Source organism: Nocardia arseniciresistens (assembly GCF_046764875.1).
Taxonomy (GTDB): Bacteria; Actinomycetota; Actinomycetes; order Mycobacteriales; family Mycobacteriaceae; genus Nocardia; species Nocardia arseniciresistens.
Genome location: NZ_JBKORD010000012.1, coordinates 65,691 through 82,082 on the forward strand (window position 1 = coordinate 65,691; position 16,392 = coordinate 82,082).

General features: G+C 65.1%; 15 protein-coding genes. 12 read left to right on the top strand and 3 right to left on the bottom strand.

The annotated features are described in order from the left end of the window. Positions 1-243 precede the first annotated feature (243 nt). The 9 genes from ACLMAJ_RS22410 to ACLMAJ_RS22450 all read left to right on the top strand — a co-directional run bounded on the left by ACLMAJ_RS22410 (position 244) and on the right by ACLMAJ_RS22450 (position 9,618). Positions 244-1,242, top strand: a complete 999-nt coding sequence (locus tag ACLMAJ_RS22410) for a VOC family protein (RefSeq protein WP_412015755.1) — start codon at positions 244-246, stop codon at positions 1,240-1,242. Further along, positions 1,239-2,102 (top strand): alpha/beta fold hydrolase, encoded by an 864-nt coding sequence (locus ACLMAJ_RS22415; RefSeq protein WP_412015756.1) that lies wholly within the window; start codon positions 1,239-1,241, stop codon positions 2,100-2,102. The genes ACLMAJ_RS22410 and ACLMAJ_RS22415 overlap by 4 nt, the downstream gene beginning before the upstream one ends. 61 nt (positions 2,103-2,163) lie before the next feature. Then, positions 2,164-3,348: an acyl-CoA dehydrogenase family protein gene (locus ACLMAJ_RS22420; protein WP_412015757.1), complete on the top strand. Its 1,185-nt coding sequence runs from the start codon at positions 2,164-2,166 to the stop codon at positions 3,346-3,348. Positions 3,349-3,360: 12 nt separating this feature from the next. Next, positions 3,361-3,930 carry a flavin reductase family protein gene (locus tag ACLMAJ_RS22425; RefSeq protein ID WP_412015758.1) on the top strand — a complete coding sequence of 190 codons (570 nt, stop codon included), beginning with the start codon at positions 3,361-3,363 and terminating at the stop codon, positions 3,928-3,930. Positions 3,931-3,989: 59 nt separating this feature from the next. Further along, positions 3,990-5,156, top strand: a complete 1,167-nt coding sequence (gene hsaA, locus ACLMAJ_RS22430; protein WP_412015759.1) for a 3-hydroxy-9,10-secoandrosta-1,3,5(10)-triene-9,17-dione monooxygenase oxygenase subunit — start codon at positions 3,990-3,992, stop codon at positions 5,154-5,156. Between the two features lie 214 nt (positions 5,157-5,370). Beyond that, the gene (locus ACLMAJ_RS22435) at positions 5,371-6,552 is read left to right on the top strand and encodes an NAD(P)/FAD-dependent oxidoreductase (protein WP_412015760.1); all 1,182 of its coding nucleotides are present in this window, start codon (positions 5,371-5,373) and stop codon (positions 6,550-6,552) included. A gap of 55 nt (positions 6,553-6,607) precedes the next feature. Then, on the top strand, positions 6,608-6,802 hold the full coding sequence (locus ACLMAJ_RS22440; RefSeq protein ID WP_412015761.1) for a ferredoxin: 195 nt from the start codon (positions 6,608-6,610) through the stop codon (positions 6,800-6,802). Between the two features lie 17 nt (positions 6,803-6,819). Further along, positions 6,820-8,058, top strand: a complete 1,239-nt coding sequence (locus tag ACLMAJ_RS22445; RefSeq protein WP_412015762.1) for a cytochrome P450 — start codon at positions 6,820-6,822, stop codon at positions 8,056-8,058. 36 nt (positions 8,059-8,094) lie between these two features. After that, positions 8,095-9,618 (top strand): 2-oxo acid dehydrogenase subunit E2, encoded by a 1,524-nt coding sequence (locus ACLMAJ_RS22450; RefSeq protein ID WP_412015763.1) that lies wholly within the window; start codon positions 8,095-8,097, stop codon positions 9,616-9,618. Positions 9,619-9,671: 53 nt separating this feature from the next. On the opposite strand, the gene ACLMAJ_RS22455 is transcribed toward ACLMAJ_RS22450, so the two are convergent. After that, the gene (locus ACLMAJ_RS22455) at positions 9,672-10,319 is read right to left on the bottom strand and encodes a TetR family transcriptional regulator (RefSeq protein ID WP_412015765.1); all 648 of its coding nucleotides are present in this window, start codon (positions 10,317-10,319) and stop codon (positions 9,672-9,674) included. Between the two features lie 200 nt (positions 10,320-10,519). On the opposite strand from ACLMAJ_RS22455, the gene ACLMAJ_RS22460 reads away from it, so the two are divergent. The 3 genes from ACLMAJ_RS22460 (at position 10,520) to ACLMAJ_RS22470 (ending at position 13,311) form a co-directional block, all read left to right on the top strand. Then, a complete protein-coding gene (locus tag ACLMAJ_RS22460) occupies positions 10,520-11,791 on the top strand; it encodes an amidohydrolase family protein (protein ID WP_412015766.1) in 1,272 nt (423 codons plus the stop codon). 192 nt (positions 11,792-11,983) lie between these two features. Further along, positions 11,984-12,349: an EthD domain-containing protein gene (locus ACLMAJ_RS22465; RefSeq protein ID WP_412015767.1), complete on the top strand. Its 366-nt coding sequence runs from the start codon at positions 11,984-11,986 to the stop codon at positions 12,347-12,349. Then, entirely contained in the window at positions 12,343-13,311 is a 969-nt protein-coding gene (locus tag ACLMAJ_RS22470) for a zinc-binding dehydrogenase (RefSeq protein WP_412015768.1), read from the top strand. The genes ACLMAJ_RS22465 and ACLMAJ_RS22470 overlap by 7 nt, the downstream gene beginning before the upstream one ends. 88 nt (positions 13,312-13,399) lie before the next feature. Here the strand turns inward: ACLMAJ_RS22470 and pntB are convergent, their stop codons facing one another. Together pntB and ACLMAJ_RS22480 are read right to left on the bottom strand one after the other, a co-directional pair. Next, on the bottom strand, positions 13,400-14,800 hold the full coding sequence (pntB, locus tag ACLMAJ_RS22475) for a Re/Si-specific NAD(P)(+) transhydrogenase subunit beta (protein ID WP_412015769.1): 1,401 nt from the start codon (positions 14,798-14,800) through the stop codon (positions 13,400-13,402). A gap of 7 nt (positions 14,801-14,807) precedes the next feature. Beyond that, positions 14,808-16,337 (bottom strand): Re/Si-specific NAD(P)(+) transhydrogenase subunit alpha, encoded by a 1,530-nt coding sequence (locus ACLMAJ_RS22480; protein ID WP_412015770.1) that lies wholly within the window; start codon positions 16,335-16,337, stop codon positions 14,808-14,810. Positions 16,338-16,392 lie beyond the last annotated feature (55 nt).

Below are 16,392 nucleotides of genomic sequence, written 5' to 3' on the forward strand. Positions count from 1 at the left end.
CTTTTCGGTTGAGTGATCGGTCCCATTTGGTCGCATGACCAGATAAATGAGGATCCTGGATCGAACGTGTTGGTGCGGCATGTTCCGGCGCGAAACACGCACCGCGGGTCCCGGTGTCTCGAATGTCCGTGGATTCCGCGGTCGCCCCGGTCCGTCTTGTCCCGGTGTGTGGGAAGGCCACATTCGCAGGTCCTCGCCCGAACTAGCGTTCCAGGCGGTCAATCGATTCAAAGGAGAGCCCGTATGACTCAGTCTCGTGATTACGACCCAGGGCCGCGGATCGCCCACGCGGGCAGCATCAGTATCGGTACACCGAATCTGGAGCGCTCGCTGTGGTTCTTCCGTGATCTGCTCGGTATGGAAGTAGTGTCACAGGCCGACGGTGTGGCTTACCTGCGCGGCTACCAGGAGCTGGCCCACCATTCGCTCGTACTCACCCAGCAGGCCGAATCCAAGATCAACGGTTACAGCTTCCGCGTCCAGCGGCCCGAGGATGTCGAGCTGTTCCATCAGCAGCTCACCGCCGCGGAGATCGAGAGCATCGAGTTGCCCGCGGGCCACGAGACGGGCCGTGGCACGGCCATTCGCTTCCTGGTGCCGGGCAGTGAACACCCGTTCGAGCTCTACTACGACATCGACAAGCCGGTCGCCCCCGCGGACCTGCGCTCGAAGCTGCCGAGCAACAGCTCGCGCCGCCGCGGTTTCGGCGTCCGCCGTCTAGACCACCTCAATGTGCAGTGCAGCCCCAGCACGGTGAACGGCGCCGAGCAATGGCTGCAAGACGCGCTCGGTTTCAAACGCCGCGAATTCGCGATGATTCCGCAATTCCCGGAGACCCTGATGGCGTCCTGGTTGTCGGTGACCCCACAGGTGCACGACATTGCGATCGGCGTGAACGGCGAGGAGAAGAACGGGGCGTTCCACCACGTCGCGTTCAATATCGAGAACTACCACGACATCCTGCGCGCGGCTGATGAGATCCGCGATCTCGACATCGACTATGGCCATGGTCCTGGCAAGCACGGCATCGGTCAGGCGATGTATCTCTACATTCACGATCCCGGCTCCGGCGCCCGGATCGAGCTCTACTCCGGCGGATACCACATCTTCGATCCGGACTGGCAGGCGATCGAGTGGAAGATCCCCGAGCTGCAGTACGGCCAGACCTGGTACGGCGAGGCTCTGGACGTGGGCCCCGGTGGTGCGTTCCTATCCACGACACCATCGGCAGGCCTCAAATGACCTCTCTTACTTATGAATCCACGCTGGTAACCAAGGACATCGAGGGCCTGAACTTCGCCTATCACGAGGCGGGCGAGGGAGAGCCGCTGATTCTCCTGCACGGCTCGGGTCTCGGTGTCAGCGCGTGGTCGAACTATCAGCACAACCTGCCCGTATTCGCGAAGAATTTCCGGACGATCATGCCCGACCTGCCGGGTTTCGGCGGGACCGAGCTCCCCGAGCTCGACGAGGTGTACTCCGTCGTCGCCGCCCGCTGGATCGCGCGGCTGATGGATAACCTCGGCATCGAGTCGGCCGGATTCATCGGCAACTCCATGGGCGGAGCTGTCGTCGCCGAACTGGCGGCGCTGCACCCCGAGCGGGTACGCCGGATGGCCATCATGGGTTCGGGCGGGCTTTCGGTCAGCATCTTCCAGGCCGACCCCAGCGAGGGTTTTCAGCGGATGTTCGCGTTCCTCGAAGATCCCAGCCGCGAGCGCATGGTCAGCTGGCTCGAAACGATGGTCTACAACCGTAGTTTGATCACCGAGGAACTCATCGAGCAGCGCATGAAGAACGCCATGGCCGATGGCGCGATCGAGCGACTCGGGCGGATTTTCGGGGCCATGTTCGACCCGCGCCTGCGTACGAACTACACGCCGCTGTGGACCCGCGCCGCGACCTTCACCACGCCGACGCTGATGCTGTGGGGCCGCGACGACCGCATGCTCCCGTACGACGGTGCGCATTACGCGAACCGGTGGCTGCCCGACGTCGAGTTGCACACCTTCTCCAACTGCGGGCACTGGACCCAGATCGAACGTAAGGCCGATTTCGAGCGGGTCGCGACCGAATTCCTCACTCGGGTGATCCAGAAATGACAACGAACCGACCCCGTCGCCAGAGCGGCGAATGTTACTCATCAGGAAGTAGGTGTGCGACGTGGCGCACGAAGTAGTCCAACGCGTCGAGGAGTTCGGGCCCGAACTGGCCGGACTCGCCGAGGAGAACGAGAAGCTCGGCAAGCTGAGTGACCGCACGGTCGAATTGCTCAAGTCGGCCGGGGTGATCCGCCTGCTGCAACCCAAGGAGTACGGCGGCTATACCGCACATCCGAGTGAGTTCGCCGAGGCCGTGATGGCGGTCGCACGCCACGACGGCGCCGCGGGCTGGGTCTGTGGTGTGGTCGGCGTCCACCCGTGGGAGTTGGCGCAGATGGATCCGCGTCTGGCACAAGAGGTTTGGGGCGAGAACCCGGACAGTTGGATCGCCTCGCCCTATATGCCCAATGGTGTCGCCAACCCGGTCGAGGGTGGCGGATACACCCTCAGCGGGCGCTGGCCGTTCTCCTCGGGCAGCGACCACTGCGACTGGGACTTCCTTGGCGCGCTCCTCGGCGACGGCAAGGGTAAGCCGGTCATGCCGCCCACCGTCATGCATGTGGTCCTGCCGCGGTCGGATTACTCGATCATCGATGATTCCTGGGACGTGGTCGGCCTGCGCGGCACCGGTAGCAAGGATGTCGTCGTCGAGAACGCATTCCTGCCCGAATACCGGACGATCGAGCAGTCCGACGTCCAGGCGGGGGCCGCCGCGGAACGGGTCGGTCTGACCGAAACGCTGTACAAACTGCCGTTCGCCGCGATGTTCCCGCTCGGTATCACCTCGGCGGTCATCGGGATGTGCGAGGGCGCGCTCGCTCTGCACCTTGACCAGCAGCGCGAACGCGTCGCCGTGACCGGTGTTCAGGTAAAAGACGATCCGTACGTGCTCTACTCGGCGGGCGAAGCGGCCTCCGAGATCGCGGCCTCGCGCGTGCAGCTGATCGATGGCATCAGCCGGCTGTACGACAAGGTCGAATCCGGCCAGGAAGTGACTATCGAGGACCGGTCGAATGTCCGGCGCAATCAGGTCCGCTGTGCCTGGCGGGCGGTTTCGGCCCTGGACGAGATCATCGCGCGTTCCGGCGGAAACGCGTTCCGGCGCTCGAACCCGTTGCAGCGGTATTGGCGTGACGCGCACGCGGGGCTCAACCACATGATCCATGTCCCGGGTGTGGCCTACCACGCGAACGCGCTGGCCGCGATGGGACTGGAACTGCCCCCGGCGATGCAGATTTTGATCTAGGAGGTGGGCACGGTGACCACGGACGAAGGGATCTCCCTGTCCCGCGGGAACGGCGAAGCCCCGCAGGACGCGATCGACGGGCGGCGCTTCCGCGACGTGCTGGGCCACTTCCCGACGAGCGTCGTCGCCATCACCACCACCGTGGAAGACGATCAGCCGCAGGGGTTGGTCGTGGGAACCTTCACCTCGGTTTCCCTCGACCCACCCCTGGTGTCCTTCCTCGCGGACAGCTCCTCGTCCACCCTGCGCACAATCCGAACCGCCGAACGTTTCTGCGCCAACGCGCTCGCGAGCAACCAGGAACGGCTATCGCGCCGGATGGCGACCAAGGGAATCGGCCGGTTCGACGGTGTGGCGTGGACACCGTCGCCCCTGGGCAATCCGATTCTCGACGGAATAGTCGCGTGGGTCGACTGTGTGGTGGAGCAGGTTGTCGAAATCGGCGACCACGTTCTGGTCGTCGGACGCGTCCACGATCTGCGGGTCGAGTCGGTGCAGGCTCCACTGCTGTTCTTCCGAGGGGGGTACGGCGACTATTTCTCGAATACGGCGCTGTTGTTGGACCGGCTCGTCGGCTGGTAGTCGAGAAATCGGTGCCGTGCGGATTCTCATTCGCGGTCGGCATGGCGCACGATTACTGCATGAGCGATGATGTGGCCGAGGCAGTGCGAGGACTGTTGCCGGCATTGGCCGAAGGTGCTGCGGGGATCGATAGCGCCGGTGCGGTCCCCGCGAAGACGATGACCGACTTGGTCGGTGCCGGCGTCTTTCGGATGTTGCAACCGAAATGGTGCGGCGGTCTCGAGACCGACCCGGTTCGGTTCTACGACGCGGTGCGGGCGATCTCCGGCGCCTGCGGCTCGACCGGATGGCTGGCGTCGGTTCTGGGGGTACACCCTTGGCACATGGCGCTTTTCGATGAGCGTGCTCAGCGGGATGTGTGGTCCGACCATCCTGATGCGCTGTTCTGTTCGTCGTACGCGCCGGTCGGACGGTTGGTTCCGGTCGAGGGGGGATTCGAACTCAGCGGACACTGGCGCTTCGCGTCCGGGTGCGCGCACGCCTCGTGGGCATTGCTCAGCGGGGTCGTCGTTGCCGAACACGGACAACCGGTGGATATCGTCACCGCGCTCGTGCCGCGTGCGGACTACCGGGTCGAAAACGTCTGGGAGGTCGTGGGTTTGCGCGGCGCCGGCAGCAACGACATGCACGCTGATCGGGTATTCGTCCCGGAGCATCGGACGTTGCGGAACTACGATGTCGCGCTGCGGCGTGGCCCCGGTCAGAAGCTGAATTCCGGTCCGCTGTTCCGGCTGCCGTTCGGCACGGTATTCAGCTACGCGGTAACCGCCCCGATGATCGGTATGGCCGAAGGCGGCCTGGAGATCTTCTTGACGCGCATGCGCGATCGCAACCGGCTCAGTTTCGGTGGCGGTGATAGCACGGCGGACCATGCCGCGCAGATCGCGGTCGCGCGCGCGGGCTCGGAGGTCGACGCCGCCGCCCTGCAATTGAGTCGCAATATTCGCGATCTATACGAATGCGCGCGCCGACGTGAGGAGATACCGATGGAGTTGCGCTTGCGCGCCCGTCGCGATCAGGTGGTCGGCACCGAGCGTGCGCTGAAGGCGATCGATCTGGTGTACGCGGCCGCGGGCGGGCTGGCACAGCGCCGGGGCAATCCGATCGAGCGGGCCTGGCGTGACGCGCACACCGGCAGTACCCACGCGGCCAACGATGTCGAGTCGTCGTTGGCGCTGGTAGGACGTGGTGCGTTCGGGTTGTACGTCGACGACATGCTGGTTTGAGTCCGAGTCGGCAATCAGCTCCTCGGTGACCAGCTCGATGGTTGTTCCTCACCTCATCTTGATTGTACTGACCGATTGTTCTAATATTCGATTGTGATGCGGTGCACAACCGACGCGAACGGGAGCCACAGATGAGATTTCGGGACTACACGCGGGTGCACAGCGTCCGCGATGCGGACCTTCGGCTCTCGGCTGCCGCGTCGGCGGTGGTCGCGTGACAACTCCCGCTCAGGTTCTGGTGGTGGGCGCCGCGGCGTCCGGGCTGTGCACCGTGGAGGCGCTGCGCCGTAAGAAGTACGCGGGCAAGATCACGGTCCTCGGCGCTGAACCGTATGCGCCCTACGACCGGCCGCCCCTGTCCAAACAGGTGCTTTCCGGCGCGTGGGCGCCGGAGCGGGCCGAGTTGCGTTCCCAGGAGATGCTCTCGGCATTGGATGCCGAGTTCATCCTGGGTGACGCCGCGGTCGCGCTGGATCCGCTGACCCACACAGTGCGGACCGAATCCGGGCGTGACCTGCAAGCGGACGCGATCGTGATCGCCACTGGCGTGCGTGCGCGCACGTTGCCCAACCAGCCGGACCTGGCCGGCGTGCACGTGCTGCGCGCACTCGACGACGCTCTGGCGCTGCGCGCGGACCTTCTTACCGCCACCCATCTGGTGGTCGTCGGCGAAGGTGTTCTCGGTGCCGAAATCGCTGCCACCGCAAGAATATTGGGCGTGGACGTGACGATGACCGGACCGCAGCCCGCGCCGATGGCTCTGCAGGTCGGCACCCTGGTATCGCAAGTGCTGGCGGAACTGCATATCGAACGCGGTGTGCGGCTGCGGCTCGGCACCGGCGTGCGGAGTCTGGTCGGCACGGACGGCCGGGTCACCGGCGTGGAACTGGGCACGGGGGAGGTGCTGCCCGCCGATGTGGTGGTCGTAGCCATCGGCGCGATTCCAGCCACCGAATGGCTCGAAAGCAGTGGGCTGCACCTCGACAACGGCGTGGTCTGCGATTCCCGGTGCCGAGCGGCCGAGGGGATCTACGCGGTCGGTGATGTGGCCAGGTGGCAGCACCAGCACTTCGACGGGCTGATCCGCCTGGAGAACCGGACCAACGCCACCGAACAGGCCGCGGCCGTCGCCGCCGTAATCGTTGGGGAAGACCAGCCGTACGCGCCGGTGCCGTATTTCTGGACCGATCAGTTCGACGCGAAGCTCCAGGTACACGGCGTGCTGAGCGCCGACGCCGAGGTGGACATCGTCGAGGGTGAGATTTCGGCTCGGCGTTTCGTCGCGCGCTATCGCAGCTCCGGTGTGGTCACCGGTGTTCTCGGTTGGAATATGCCCAAACAGGCTCGTCAGCGCCGACAGGAGATCGTCGACGCCCTCGCTGTTTCCCAGCGCTGATAGCCCCAGCCCGGGCGGCCATCAGAACACCCACCGAACGATCAGGAGTAGTCCCATGAAGGTTGTCGTCGACGAAGAGAAGTGCGTCGCCGCCGGTCAGTGCGTGGCCGCCTCGATGGAGGTGTTCGACCAGCGTGACGAGGACGGCATCGTGGTGCTGCTGAACGAGAACCCGCCCGCCGAGCTCGCCGATGACGTCCGTCAGGCGGCGGCGGTTTGCCCCGCGCTGGCGATCACGATCGTGGAATGAACAGAGGAGACCCCATCATGACCGAGACTGCGGCCAGCGCGCCCGACATGGCCGATATCCCCGACTTCCCGACGCCACGGGACGGTAAATGCCCGTTCCTGCCCCCGCCCGAGTTGCGTCAGATGCACTCCGAGGGGATATCGATGGCGCGCGTGCGGACCTGGGATGACCGCACCCCGTGGCTTATCGCGAATCACGCGGCCCAACGACAGGTCATGGGCGACCCACGAGTGAGCGCGAACGACCATCTGCCCGGGTTCCCGTACATGACCCCGTCCATCGCCGGGACGATCCATGAACGGCCCAAGACCCTCTTCGACACCGACGGCCCCGAGCACGCGCGACTGCGCCGGATGCTGACGAACTCCTTTACCCGCGGCCGGATGGAGAAGATTCGCCCGGCGATCCAGCAGCTCACCGACGACCTCATCGACAAGATGTTGGCGGGCCCGAACCCGACCGATCTCGTGGAGGCGCTGTCGCTGCCGCTGCCGTCGCTGATGATCTGTGAGCTGCTCGGTGTGCCGTACGAAGACCACGACTTCTTCGAGACCCACGCCAAGATCGCCAACGGGCGGCACACGACGCCAGAAGAAAACAGCGAATCGAACGGGGCGCTGGGCGCCTACGTTGGAAAGCTGATCGGCGCCAAGATCGAGGAGCCGGCCGAGGATGTGATCTCCGACCTCGCGGCGCGCGTTAAGGCGGGCGAGTTGGAGATGCCCGAAGCCGTCATCATGGGCATGATCATGCTGATCGCCGGTCACGAGACCAGCGCGAACATGATCACCATGGCGACCGCCCTGCTGCTGCAGAATCCGGACCAACTTGCAATTCTGCGAGAAACCGAGGACCGGAAAGTCATCTCGGGCGCGGTCGAAGAGCTGCTTCGCTACCTCACCATTCCGCACCTGCTGCAGCGGCGCATCGCCACCGAAGATATCGAGGTCGCGGGCACCACCATCCGGGCGGGCGAAGGCATTATCTCGTCGTTGCCCGCGGCGAACTTCGATCCGGCGGCCTTCCCGGATCCGGAGAAGCTGGACCTCACCCGTGAGGCACGCCATCACCATGCATTCGGCTGGGGTCCGCATCAGTGCATCGGCCAGCAGCTCGCGCGCATCGAACTCGAGGTGGTGTACGGCACGCTGTTCCGTCGGATCCCGACGCTGCGGCTGGCGACCGACTTCGACAAATTGGAGTTCAAGGGCGATTCGCTCGCCTACGGCATCTACGAGTTACCGCTCGCCTGGTAGTCGAGGGCCGTACGCCCGAATCGGATTAAGGACATCATGGCAACCGAAGTCACCCTGCCCGCCCTCGGTGAGAGCGTCACCGAGGGCACCGTCACTCGGTGGCTGAAGGCCGCCGGCGACACCGTTGAGATCGACGACCCACTGGTGGAGGTCTCCACCGACAAGGTCGATACCGAAGTGCCGTCGCCGGTGGCCGGTGTCTTGCTCGAGATCAAGGTGACCGAGGACGAGACGGCCGAAGTGGGCGCGGTATTGGCGCTCATCGGTGCGTCGATCGAGATGTCCCCTTCGGGCAGCGGCATCTCCACGGCGGGGCCGACAACGGCTTGGGTGTCAACGTCGCCTCCGGAGCCGGAGCCGGCTGCGCTACAACGTGAATCGGTATCGGTTCGGATGCCGTCAGTGCCGACATCGGCCGCACGGGCACCGACGTCGACAGTGGGAACACTGACCGCGCCGACGTCGACCGCACCGAGACCGACCGCGTCAACGCCAACCCGGGCCGCGCACACCGGACCGTCCGGCGCGGCGGCGCGGATCTTCGCGACGCCGACCGCGCGCAAGCTCGCCAGGGAACACGGGGTCGACCCGGCGACCGTGCGAACCACAGGCGGGGGTCGAATTCATAAGCAGCACATACTCGATGCGGTCGACGCTGGGCCCATCGCGTCGGCACCGGCCGCCCCGCCGGTGTCGAGCGTGCCGCCAGTATCGGCCGCGCAGCCCATGTCAACGGCACTTCCGGTATCAGCCACGCTCGACGTGCCGACCGCATCGCCTGTGGCGGCCATCGCGCAGACACCGGCCGCGGCATCAGGCAAATCCGGCAAAATATCCCGGTTACTCGGCAGGACCGAGAAACTGTCTCGGCTACGACGCACGATCGCCGCCCGGATGGTCGAATCATTGCGGGTGTCGGCGCAAATGACCACGGTGGTCGAGGTCGATGTCACCGAGATCGCTCGGCTGCGTTCCCGGCACCAGGACAGTTTCTCCGCGCGCGAGGGCGTCAAGCTGACGTTCTTGCCGTTCTTCGCCAAGGCCGCAATCGAGGCACTCGCGGCATATCCGCAGCTCAACTCCTCGCTCGGCCCGGACGTCGCCACCGTGACCTATCACGACTGCGCGCACCTGGGTGTCGCGGTCGACACCGATCGGGGACTGATCGTCCCGGTCATCCCCGACGCCGGAGATCTAGGGATCGCCGGTCTGGCCCGCAAGATCGCCGATGTCGCCGAGCGCACCCGCGCGAACAAGATTTCGCCCGACGAACTCTCCGGCGGCACCTTCACGATCACGAATACCGGCAGCGTCGGTGCCCTGTTCGATACGCCGATCATCAACCAGCCTCAGGTCGCCATCCTCGGCACCGGCGCCGTCGTCAAGCGCGCGGTCGTGGTCACCGATGCCATCGGTAGTGACAACATCGCGGTTCGTTCCATGGTCTATCTCGCGCTGACTTACGACCACCGCATCGTCGACGGCGCGGACGCTGCCCGCTTCCTGACCGTCATCAAGAAGCGACTCGAGGCCGCGGCCTTCGAGGGCGAGCTCGGCTGAATCCGGCCCTGGCGCAACAGGATCAGGGCATAGTGCTCGGTGCGTTGGTCGAATCAGGTTGTGATTGCCGTGGTTTCGACGGTCTGCAGGGACGAGAGCGCATCGAACCCCTCGTCGAGCAATGCCTCCAGGTCGGGCTTACCGTCACCCGCCGCCCAGCGTTCCACGGCGATATTCAAGCACTCCAACGCGGCAGCGACCTTGACCGCCAAGGCGATGGGGGCAGGCCCCGACAAGCCCGCTCGGTCGGCGAGCGCCGTGGTGAGCGACGGGCGCCAAGTGTGCGTCTTCTCCAGTTGGCGCCCGGATAGCGCGGGGGTTTCCAGGATGAGTTTGCTGATGGAGAGCGCGCCGACCGGATCTTCCATGTAGTACTCGATGACCCCTTCCATCGACCGTCGCAGCGCCGTCCATTCGTCCTCGTCGAGCGGCCGGGCGCGCAGCGCCGCCGCGAACCGGTCGGCGTGGGCGTCGAAGGCGCTCAGCACCGCTTCCTCCTTGCTGCCGAAATAGCGCAGGAGAGTGCTGCGGGAGACCCCGGCCGCCGCCGCCATGTCATCGACGGTGATGTTGTGGAATCCCCGCTCCCTGGTCAGCTCGAAGGCGGCCTGGGAGATGTCGGCGCGCACGGCGGCCCTGGCGATCGTCCGGGTGCGCCCGATAGCTGGAGTGCCGACTGTTCGCTCGCTGCGCTCACTCATGAGTTCGACTCTAACATTCAAGACACGGTTGCACTAATGAGTATAAGGATCTACTCTGACACTCAGTCTCAAATGACTGTGAGCGCCGTCACTTCGATGCCGTCCCAGGACCCGCAACGGAGCGAGGTGCGACTCGACCGAGACTTCCCGTCTCAGCCTCAGTAGATGGGCACATCAGAAACAACGACGGAGCAACAGACATGTCAGAATTCTTTGTCGTATCGGGCGACACCCACATCATCGAGCCCGCCGACCTTTTCAAAACCCGGCTGCCGAAGGGGCTTCGCGATCGTGCCCTCTGGGAGGAGGAGTTCACCCTCGACGAACCGATCGTCGAGGGCGGGCATACCGAGTTCAAGAAGCTGCACACGATCGGGTTCGACGGCTGGACCATCTCCAAGTACCGGCAGTCCGGCGGGCGGACGCCGGACGGCGAGCCGGAGAACATCATTCGGGATATGGATCTCGACGGCGTAGACGCCTCGGTGATGTTTCCCAATCTGTCGCTGTTCGTGCTGTTCACCGATGATCATGAGCTGTCGATGGCGCACGCTCGGGTGTGGAACGACTATGTCGTCGAGCGGTATCTCCCATTCAAAGATCGGATGTGTCCTACGGCGGCGATCCCGCTCACCGATATCCCCGATGCGGTCGCCGAGATCGAGCGGTGCGCGCGCATGGGGATCAAGGCCCTGCTGCTGCCGGAGGTGCCGCCCGAGCCGTACTACTCGCGGATATACGATCCGGTGTGGGCGGCCGCGCAGTCGCTAGGGCTGCCGGTGTTCTTCCATGTCGCCACCGGCGGTGTGATGGTGAAGGCGGGTACGTCCGAAACCGCGACCACCGTCAAGGGGCTGATGACGGCCATGAATATGGGCAAAGGGCAGCTGACCGACGATATGGTGGCGGGCCGGACCATGGGTGGCGGGAACACCGCATCGGCGAGCCCGCAGGCCATCATCGCCTCACTCATCGGCGGCGGCGTCTGTGAACGGTTCCCCGACCTGCACTTCAACCTGACCGAGTTCGGGGCGGGCTGGCTGGTCTCGTTCGTGGGCATGATGGACAAGTCCTGGCGGACCGGCATCGGCCAGGATGCCGATTGGTGGCTCGGCTTCTGGGACGACACGCGTCCGCCGACCGACCAGCCCGCCATGGGCCGACTGTTCGCGATCAACGACAAGTGGCCCTATCCGCTAAAGCCGAGTGAGTACTTGCAGCGCCAGATCCACGTGCAGTTCGCCGACGATCCGGTGGCGGTCCAGGCTCGTCATATCACGGGGATGACGACGATCATGTGGGGCAACGACTACCCGCACGCGGAGGGGACCTTCCGTAGCAGCAAGGACTGCGTCGATTTCAACTTCGCCGGCGTTCCCGATGAGGAGCGGGCGATCATCTTGGGCAGCACCCTGGCCGACATCGTCGGCTTCGACAAGAGCGTGAAGAAGGCTCCGGCCGGGGTCTGGTGACCCTCTGGCAATCGGCCTCGGCCCTGGAGGTGCTCCGGAGCCGAGGCGTCGGTCGATGGACGGTCCGCTGTTGGGCATCGGTTCGTCAGCGGCGTAGACCTTTGATTGTACTGACCGATAGGTCTAAAATAGAGGCGATGCGCTGCACTCGATAGTCGAATCTCGCGATCACGATCGACAGTTAGGCACGACATGATCAAGATGATCGCGCTGCTCAAACGTCGTCCAGACCTCACCCTCGAGGAATTCTGCGACTATTACGAGCAGCGGCACGCGCCCCTCTTCGTGCGCATGATCCCACCCGACGTCGCGGCGGCCATCAAGCATTACCGGCAGAACCACGCGGTGCGAATCGATCGCGGCACCACCGAACCCGCTTATGACTGTGTGACGGAGTTCAAGTTCGAAAACCTTGCCGGGCTGAAAGTTTGGACCATGTGGTACCGCGGCGACGGAGGCAGGGTGTTACGCGAAGACGAGGAGAATTTCATGGATACCGGCAGGCGGGTCACCGTCGTCACCGACGAGCGCCCGGCATCGCTGGACAGCGCGTGCTAGCGGCCGAGATCACCCGCGCCGACGCGACCGACCCGCTGTCCGGTCTGCGCGTCGGTGCGCATCCGGAGCCGGTCGCGGAAGATGGCTGGACGATCGTCGAGGTGCGCGCCGCGTCGCTCAACCACCACGACCTCTGGTCGTTGCGCGGCGCGGGAAACCCCAAGAACGCGCCATTGCCGCGGGTACTCGGCTGCGACGCGGCGGGTGTCGACGCGGATGGGCGCGAGGTGATCATCCACGCGCTGATCAATGACCCGGATTGGACCGGGGACGAGATCCTCGACCCTCGGGTATCGATCCTCTCGGACTTTCACGACGGCACCTTCGCCGAACGCGTCGCCGTCCCGCGCCGCAACCTGGTGCTCAAGCCCGCCGAACTCTCCTTCGAGGAGGCCGCATGTCTGCCCACGGCATGGGTGACGGCATACCGGATGCTGTTCGTCCTGGCCGGTGCGACGCGGGGCAGCACCGTGCTCGTCCAGGGTGCCGGTGGTGGTGTCGCGACCGCGGTCACGATGCTGGGCAAGGCCGCGGGTGTGCGCGTGTGGGTTACCAGCCGCACACAGGACAAGCGTGTCCGGGCAGTGGAACTCGGCGCCGATCAAGCGTTCGAGCCGGGGGCACGCCTACCCGAGCGAGTCGACGCCGTGCTGGAGACGGTGGGCGCCGCGACGTGGGCGCATTCCATGAAGGCCGTCCGGCCGGGTGGCACGATTGTGGTGGCCGGTCAAACATCGGGTTCCAACCCGCCGCTGGACATCGAACGCCTTTTCATGGCGAAGCTACGGATCGTCGGAACCACGATGGGGACACGTGACGAACTCGAGCAACTCGTGCGGTTCTGCGCCGAACACGGCATCCACCCGCCGATCCACTCAGTGTTGCCACTGGCCGCCGCCGTGGATGGATTCAAGGCCATGATCGAGGGTGACTTGTTCGGCAAGGTCCTGCTGCGGCCGTAGCACGCGATACCCAACGAGGCCGGGGCGGAAAGCCCCGGCCTCGTTTCGGCAAGCAGTGCCGATTTGCAGTCGCTGCTGTTCGGCGGGGTCAGCGCACCGATGCGAGGTCGAGAGCGCGGACGATTTCCTCGACGCGCTGCTTGGCGTCGCCGAACAGCATCTGGGTGTTGTCTCGGAAGAAGAGTGGGTTCTGCACTCCGGCGTAACCGGCGGCCATCGACCTTTTGAAGACGATGACGTTCTCGGCCTCCCACACCCGCAGGACCGGCATACCGGCGATCGGGCTGCCGGGGTCTTCGGCAGCGGGGTTGACCGTGTCGTTGGCGCCGATGACCAGCACGACCGAGGTCCCGGCGAGGTCCTCGTTGATCTCGTCCATCTCCAGCACGATGTCGTAGGGCACTTTGGCCTCGGCGAGCAGCACATTCATATGCCCGGGCAAGCGTCCGGCGACCGGGTGGATGCCGAAGCGCACCTCAACGCCGCGTTCGCGCAGCTTGCGCACCAGGTCGGCGACAGGGTATTGCGCCTGCGCGACGGCCATTCCGTAGCCGGGCGTGATGACGACCGACGCCGCGTTCTCGAGTAGTTCCGCGGTATCGGCCGCGCTGATTTCGCGGTGTTCGCCGTAGTCGGCGTCATCGTTCGTGGCCGACGCGATGCCGAAGCCACCGGCGATGACGGAGATGAACGAGCGATTCATCGCCTTGCACATGATGTAGGACAAATACGCGCCGGAAGAGCCGACGAGCGCGCCGATGACGATGAGTAGGTCGTTGTCGAGCAGGAAGCCGGACGCGGCCGCCGCCCAGCCCGAGTAGCTGTTGAGCATCGACACGACGACCGGCATATCGCCGCCGCCGATCGAGGCGACCAGATGCCAGCCGAGCGCCAGCGCGACAATCGTGACGGCGAGCAGCAACCAAATGTTCGGACTCGCTACGAACCCTATGGTGAGCGCGACGAACAAGACGAGCGCGCCGAGATTGAGAACATTCTTGCCCGGCAAAAGCAGTGGTGCCGAGTCGATGCGCGCCGAGAGCACGAGATAGGCCACGATCGAGCCGGTGCAGGTCACCGCGCCGATGAAGACTCCGACGAATACCTCGGCGCGGTGGATCTCGACGAGATCAGCCGCGATATCGCCGTGCCCGAGGTAGCCGTTCCAGCCCACGAGCACAGCGCCGAGTCCGACGAAGCTGTGCAGCAGCGCGATAAGTTCGGGCATGCCGGACATCTCGACATTCGCCGCCCGGGTCATGCCGATGATCGCGCCGACGGCCATCGCGACGAGCAGTAGCGCGATGCCGAGCGCGTCGGAGATATCGACGACGAGAATCAACGAGGCGACAAGGCTGATCGCCATGGCCACGATGCCGAAAGTCAGCCCCTGACGGGCGGTTTCGTGTTTGGACAACCCGGCGAGGCTCGCGATGAACAGTAGGGCGGCGACGATATAGGCGGCGGTGGCGACACTGGAGACGGTCATATCCCGATCAGTCCTTCGAGAACATGCTGAGCATGCGTCGGGTCACGGCGAATCCGCCGAAAACGTTGATACTGGCCAGGAGTACGGCGGCGAATGCCAGGACCCTGGTCACCGGATCGTCGACGGCGAGCTGGAGCATCGCGCCGACGACGATGATGCCGCTGATCGCGTTGGTCACCGACATCAGTGGCGTATGCAACGCGTGATGCACCTTGCCGATCACGTAGTAGCCGATGACGACGGCGAGCATCAGCACCGTGAAGTGCTGGGGGAGCGGATCGGGGGCGAAGGCGTTGATGCCGAAGAAAGCCGCGATGCCGATCGCGATCAGCGCGTACTTGCCGCGCTGGGACAACGCGGGTCGCGGCTCGGCGAGCACGGGCTCGCTGCCCTTGACCGCAGGAGCCGCGGAGACCTGCACCGGCGGCGGTGGCCACAGCGTCGCACCGTGATGGGCGACCGTGATGGCGCGTTGCACCACATCGTCGAAGTCCAGGACCAGCTCACCGTCCTGACCGGGTGTCAGTAGCTTCAGCAGGTTGACGAGGTTGGTGCCGTACAACTGTGAGGCCTGGGCGGGCAGCCTGCCGACGAGATCGGTATAGCCGATGATCGTGACGCCGTTGTCGGTGACGATCTTTCGACCGGGCACCGTGTCCTCGACGTTGCCGCCCTGGGCCGCCGCCATATCGACGATGACACTGCCGGACTTCATCGATGCGACGTCGGCAGCGGTGATCAGGCACGGCGCCGGGCGGCCCGGAACGAGGGCCGTGGTGATAATGATGTCGACATCCCCGGCCTGTTCGGAGTACAGCTCGGCGGCTCGGCGGTCATACGCCTCGCTGGTCGCCTCGGCGTAGCCGTCGGAAGACTCCATCTGTTCCCCGACCTCGACCGCGAGGTATTCGCCGCCGATGGAGGCGACCTGATCGGCGACCTCGGGACGCGGATCGGTGGCCCGCACGATCGCGCCGAGCCTGCTCGCCGCGCCGATCGCGGCCAGCCCCGCGACACCAGCGCCCGCCACCAGTACTTTGGCCGGCGGCACTTTGCCCGCCGCGGTGACCTGACCGGTGAAGAATCGACCGAATTCATGAGTGGCCTCGACTACGGCGCGGTAGCCCGCGATATTCGCCATCGAGCTGAGCACGTCCATCGACTGGGCTCGCGAGATGCGCGGTACCGCGTCCATGGCGAGCGCGGTGACCGGGCGCGCGGCCAGTTTGTCGAGGAGTTCGGGGTCGAGCGCGGGGCTCAGCAGAGCGACGATCGTCGCCTGGAAATGCAGCCTGGCGATCTCGGGGTCGGTCGGGGCGTTGACTTTGAGGACGATATCGCCCGACCAGGCCGCACCGGTTTCGACGATCGAGGCGCCCGCCGCTGCGTAGGCCTCGTCGCTGAAACCGGCGTGCCTACCGGCACCGGATTCGACGGTGACCGCATATCCCAGTTTCAGCAGTTGACCCACGGTCGCGGGGGTGGCCGCGACCCGGGTTTCACCGGGTGCCGACTCGGCGACGATTCCGATCCTCATCGCGTATTCCTTATCTTGATCAGTTGTGGCTTTCGGCCCGATCGGCCGCGAACCA

Bases quoted from the DNA above. Each gene is read 5' to 3' on its own strand.
- ACLMAJ_RS22410 (WP_412015755.1), top strand. From the start codon at position 244: ATGACTCAGTCTCGTGATTACGACCCAGGGCCGCGGATCGCCCACGCG.
- ACLMAJ_RS22415 (WP_412015756.1), top strand. From the start codon at position 1,239: ATGACCTCTCTTACTTATGAATCCACGCTGGTAACCAAGGACATCGAG.
- hsaA (WP_412015759.1), top strand. From the start codon at position 3,990: ATGAGCGATGATGTGGCCGAGGCAGTGCGAGGACTGTTGCCGGCATTG.
- ACLMAJ_RS22440 (WP_412015761.1), top strand. From the start codon at position 6,608: ATGAAGGTTGTCGTCGACGAAGAGAAGTGCGTCGCCGCCGGTCAGTGC.
- ACLMAJ_RS22445 (WP_412015762.1), top strand. From the start codon at position 6,820: ATGACCGAGACTGCGGCCAGCGCGCCCGACATGGCCGATATCCCCGAC.
- ACLMAJ_RS22450 (WP_412015763.1), top strand. From the start codon at position 8,095: ATGGCAACCGAAGTCACCCTGCCCGCCCTCGGTGAGAGCGTCACCGAG.
- ACLMAJ_RS22455 (WP_412015765.1), bottom strand. From the start codon at position 10,319: ATGAGTGAGCGCAGCGAGCGAACAGTCGGCACTCCAGCTATCGGGCGC.
- ACLMAJ_RS22460 (WP_412015766.1), top strand. From the start codon at position 10,520: ATGTCAGAATTCTTTGTCGTATCGGGCGACACCCACATCATCGAGCCC.
- ACLMAJ_RS22465 (WP_412015767.1), top strand. From the start codon at position 11,984: ATGATCAAGATGATCGCGCTGCTCAAACGTCGTCCAGACCTCACCCTC.
- pntB (WP_412015769.1), bottom strand. From the start codon at position 14,800: ATGACCGTCTCCAGTGTCGCCACCGCCGCCTATATCGTCGCCGCCCTA.
- ACLMAJ_RS22480 (WP_412015770.1), bottom strand. From the start codon at position 16,337: ATGAGGATCGGAATCGTCGCCGAGTCGGCACCCGGTGAAACCCGGGTC.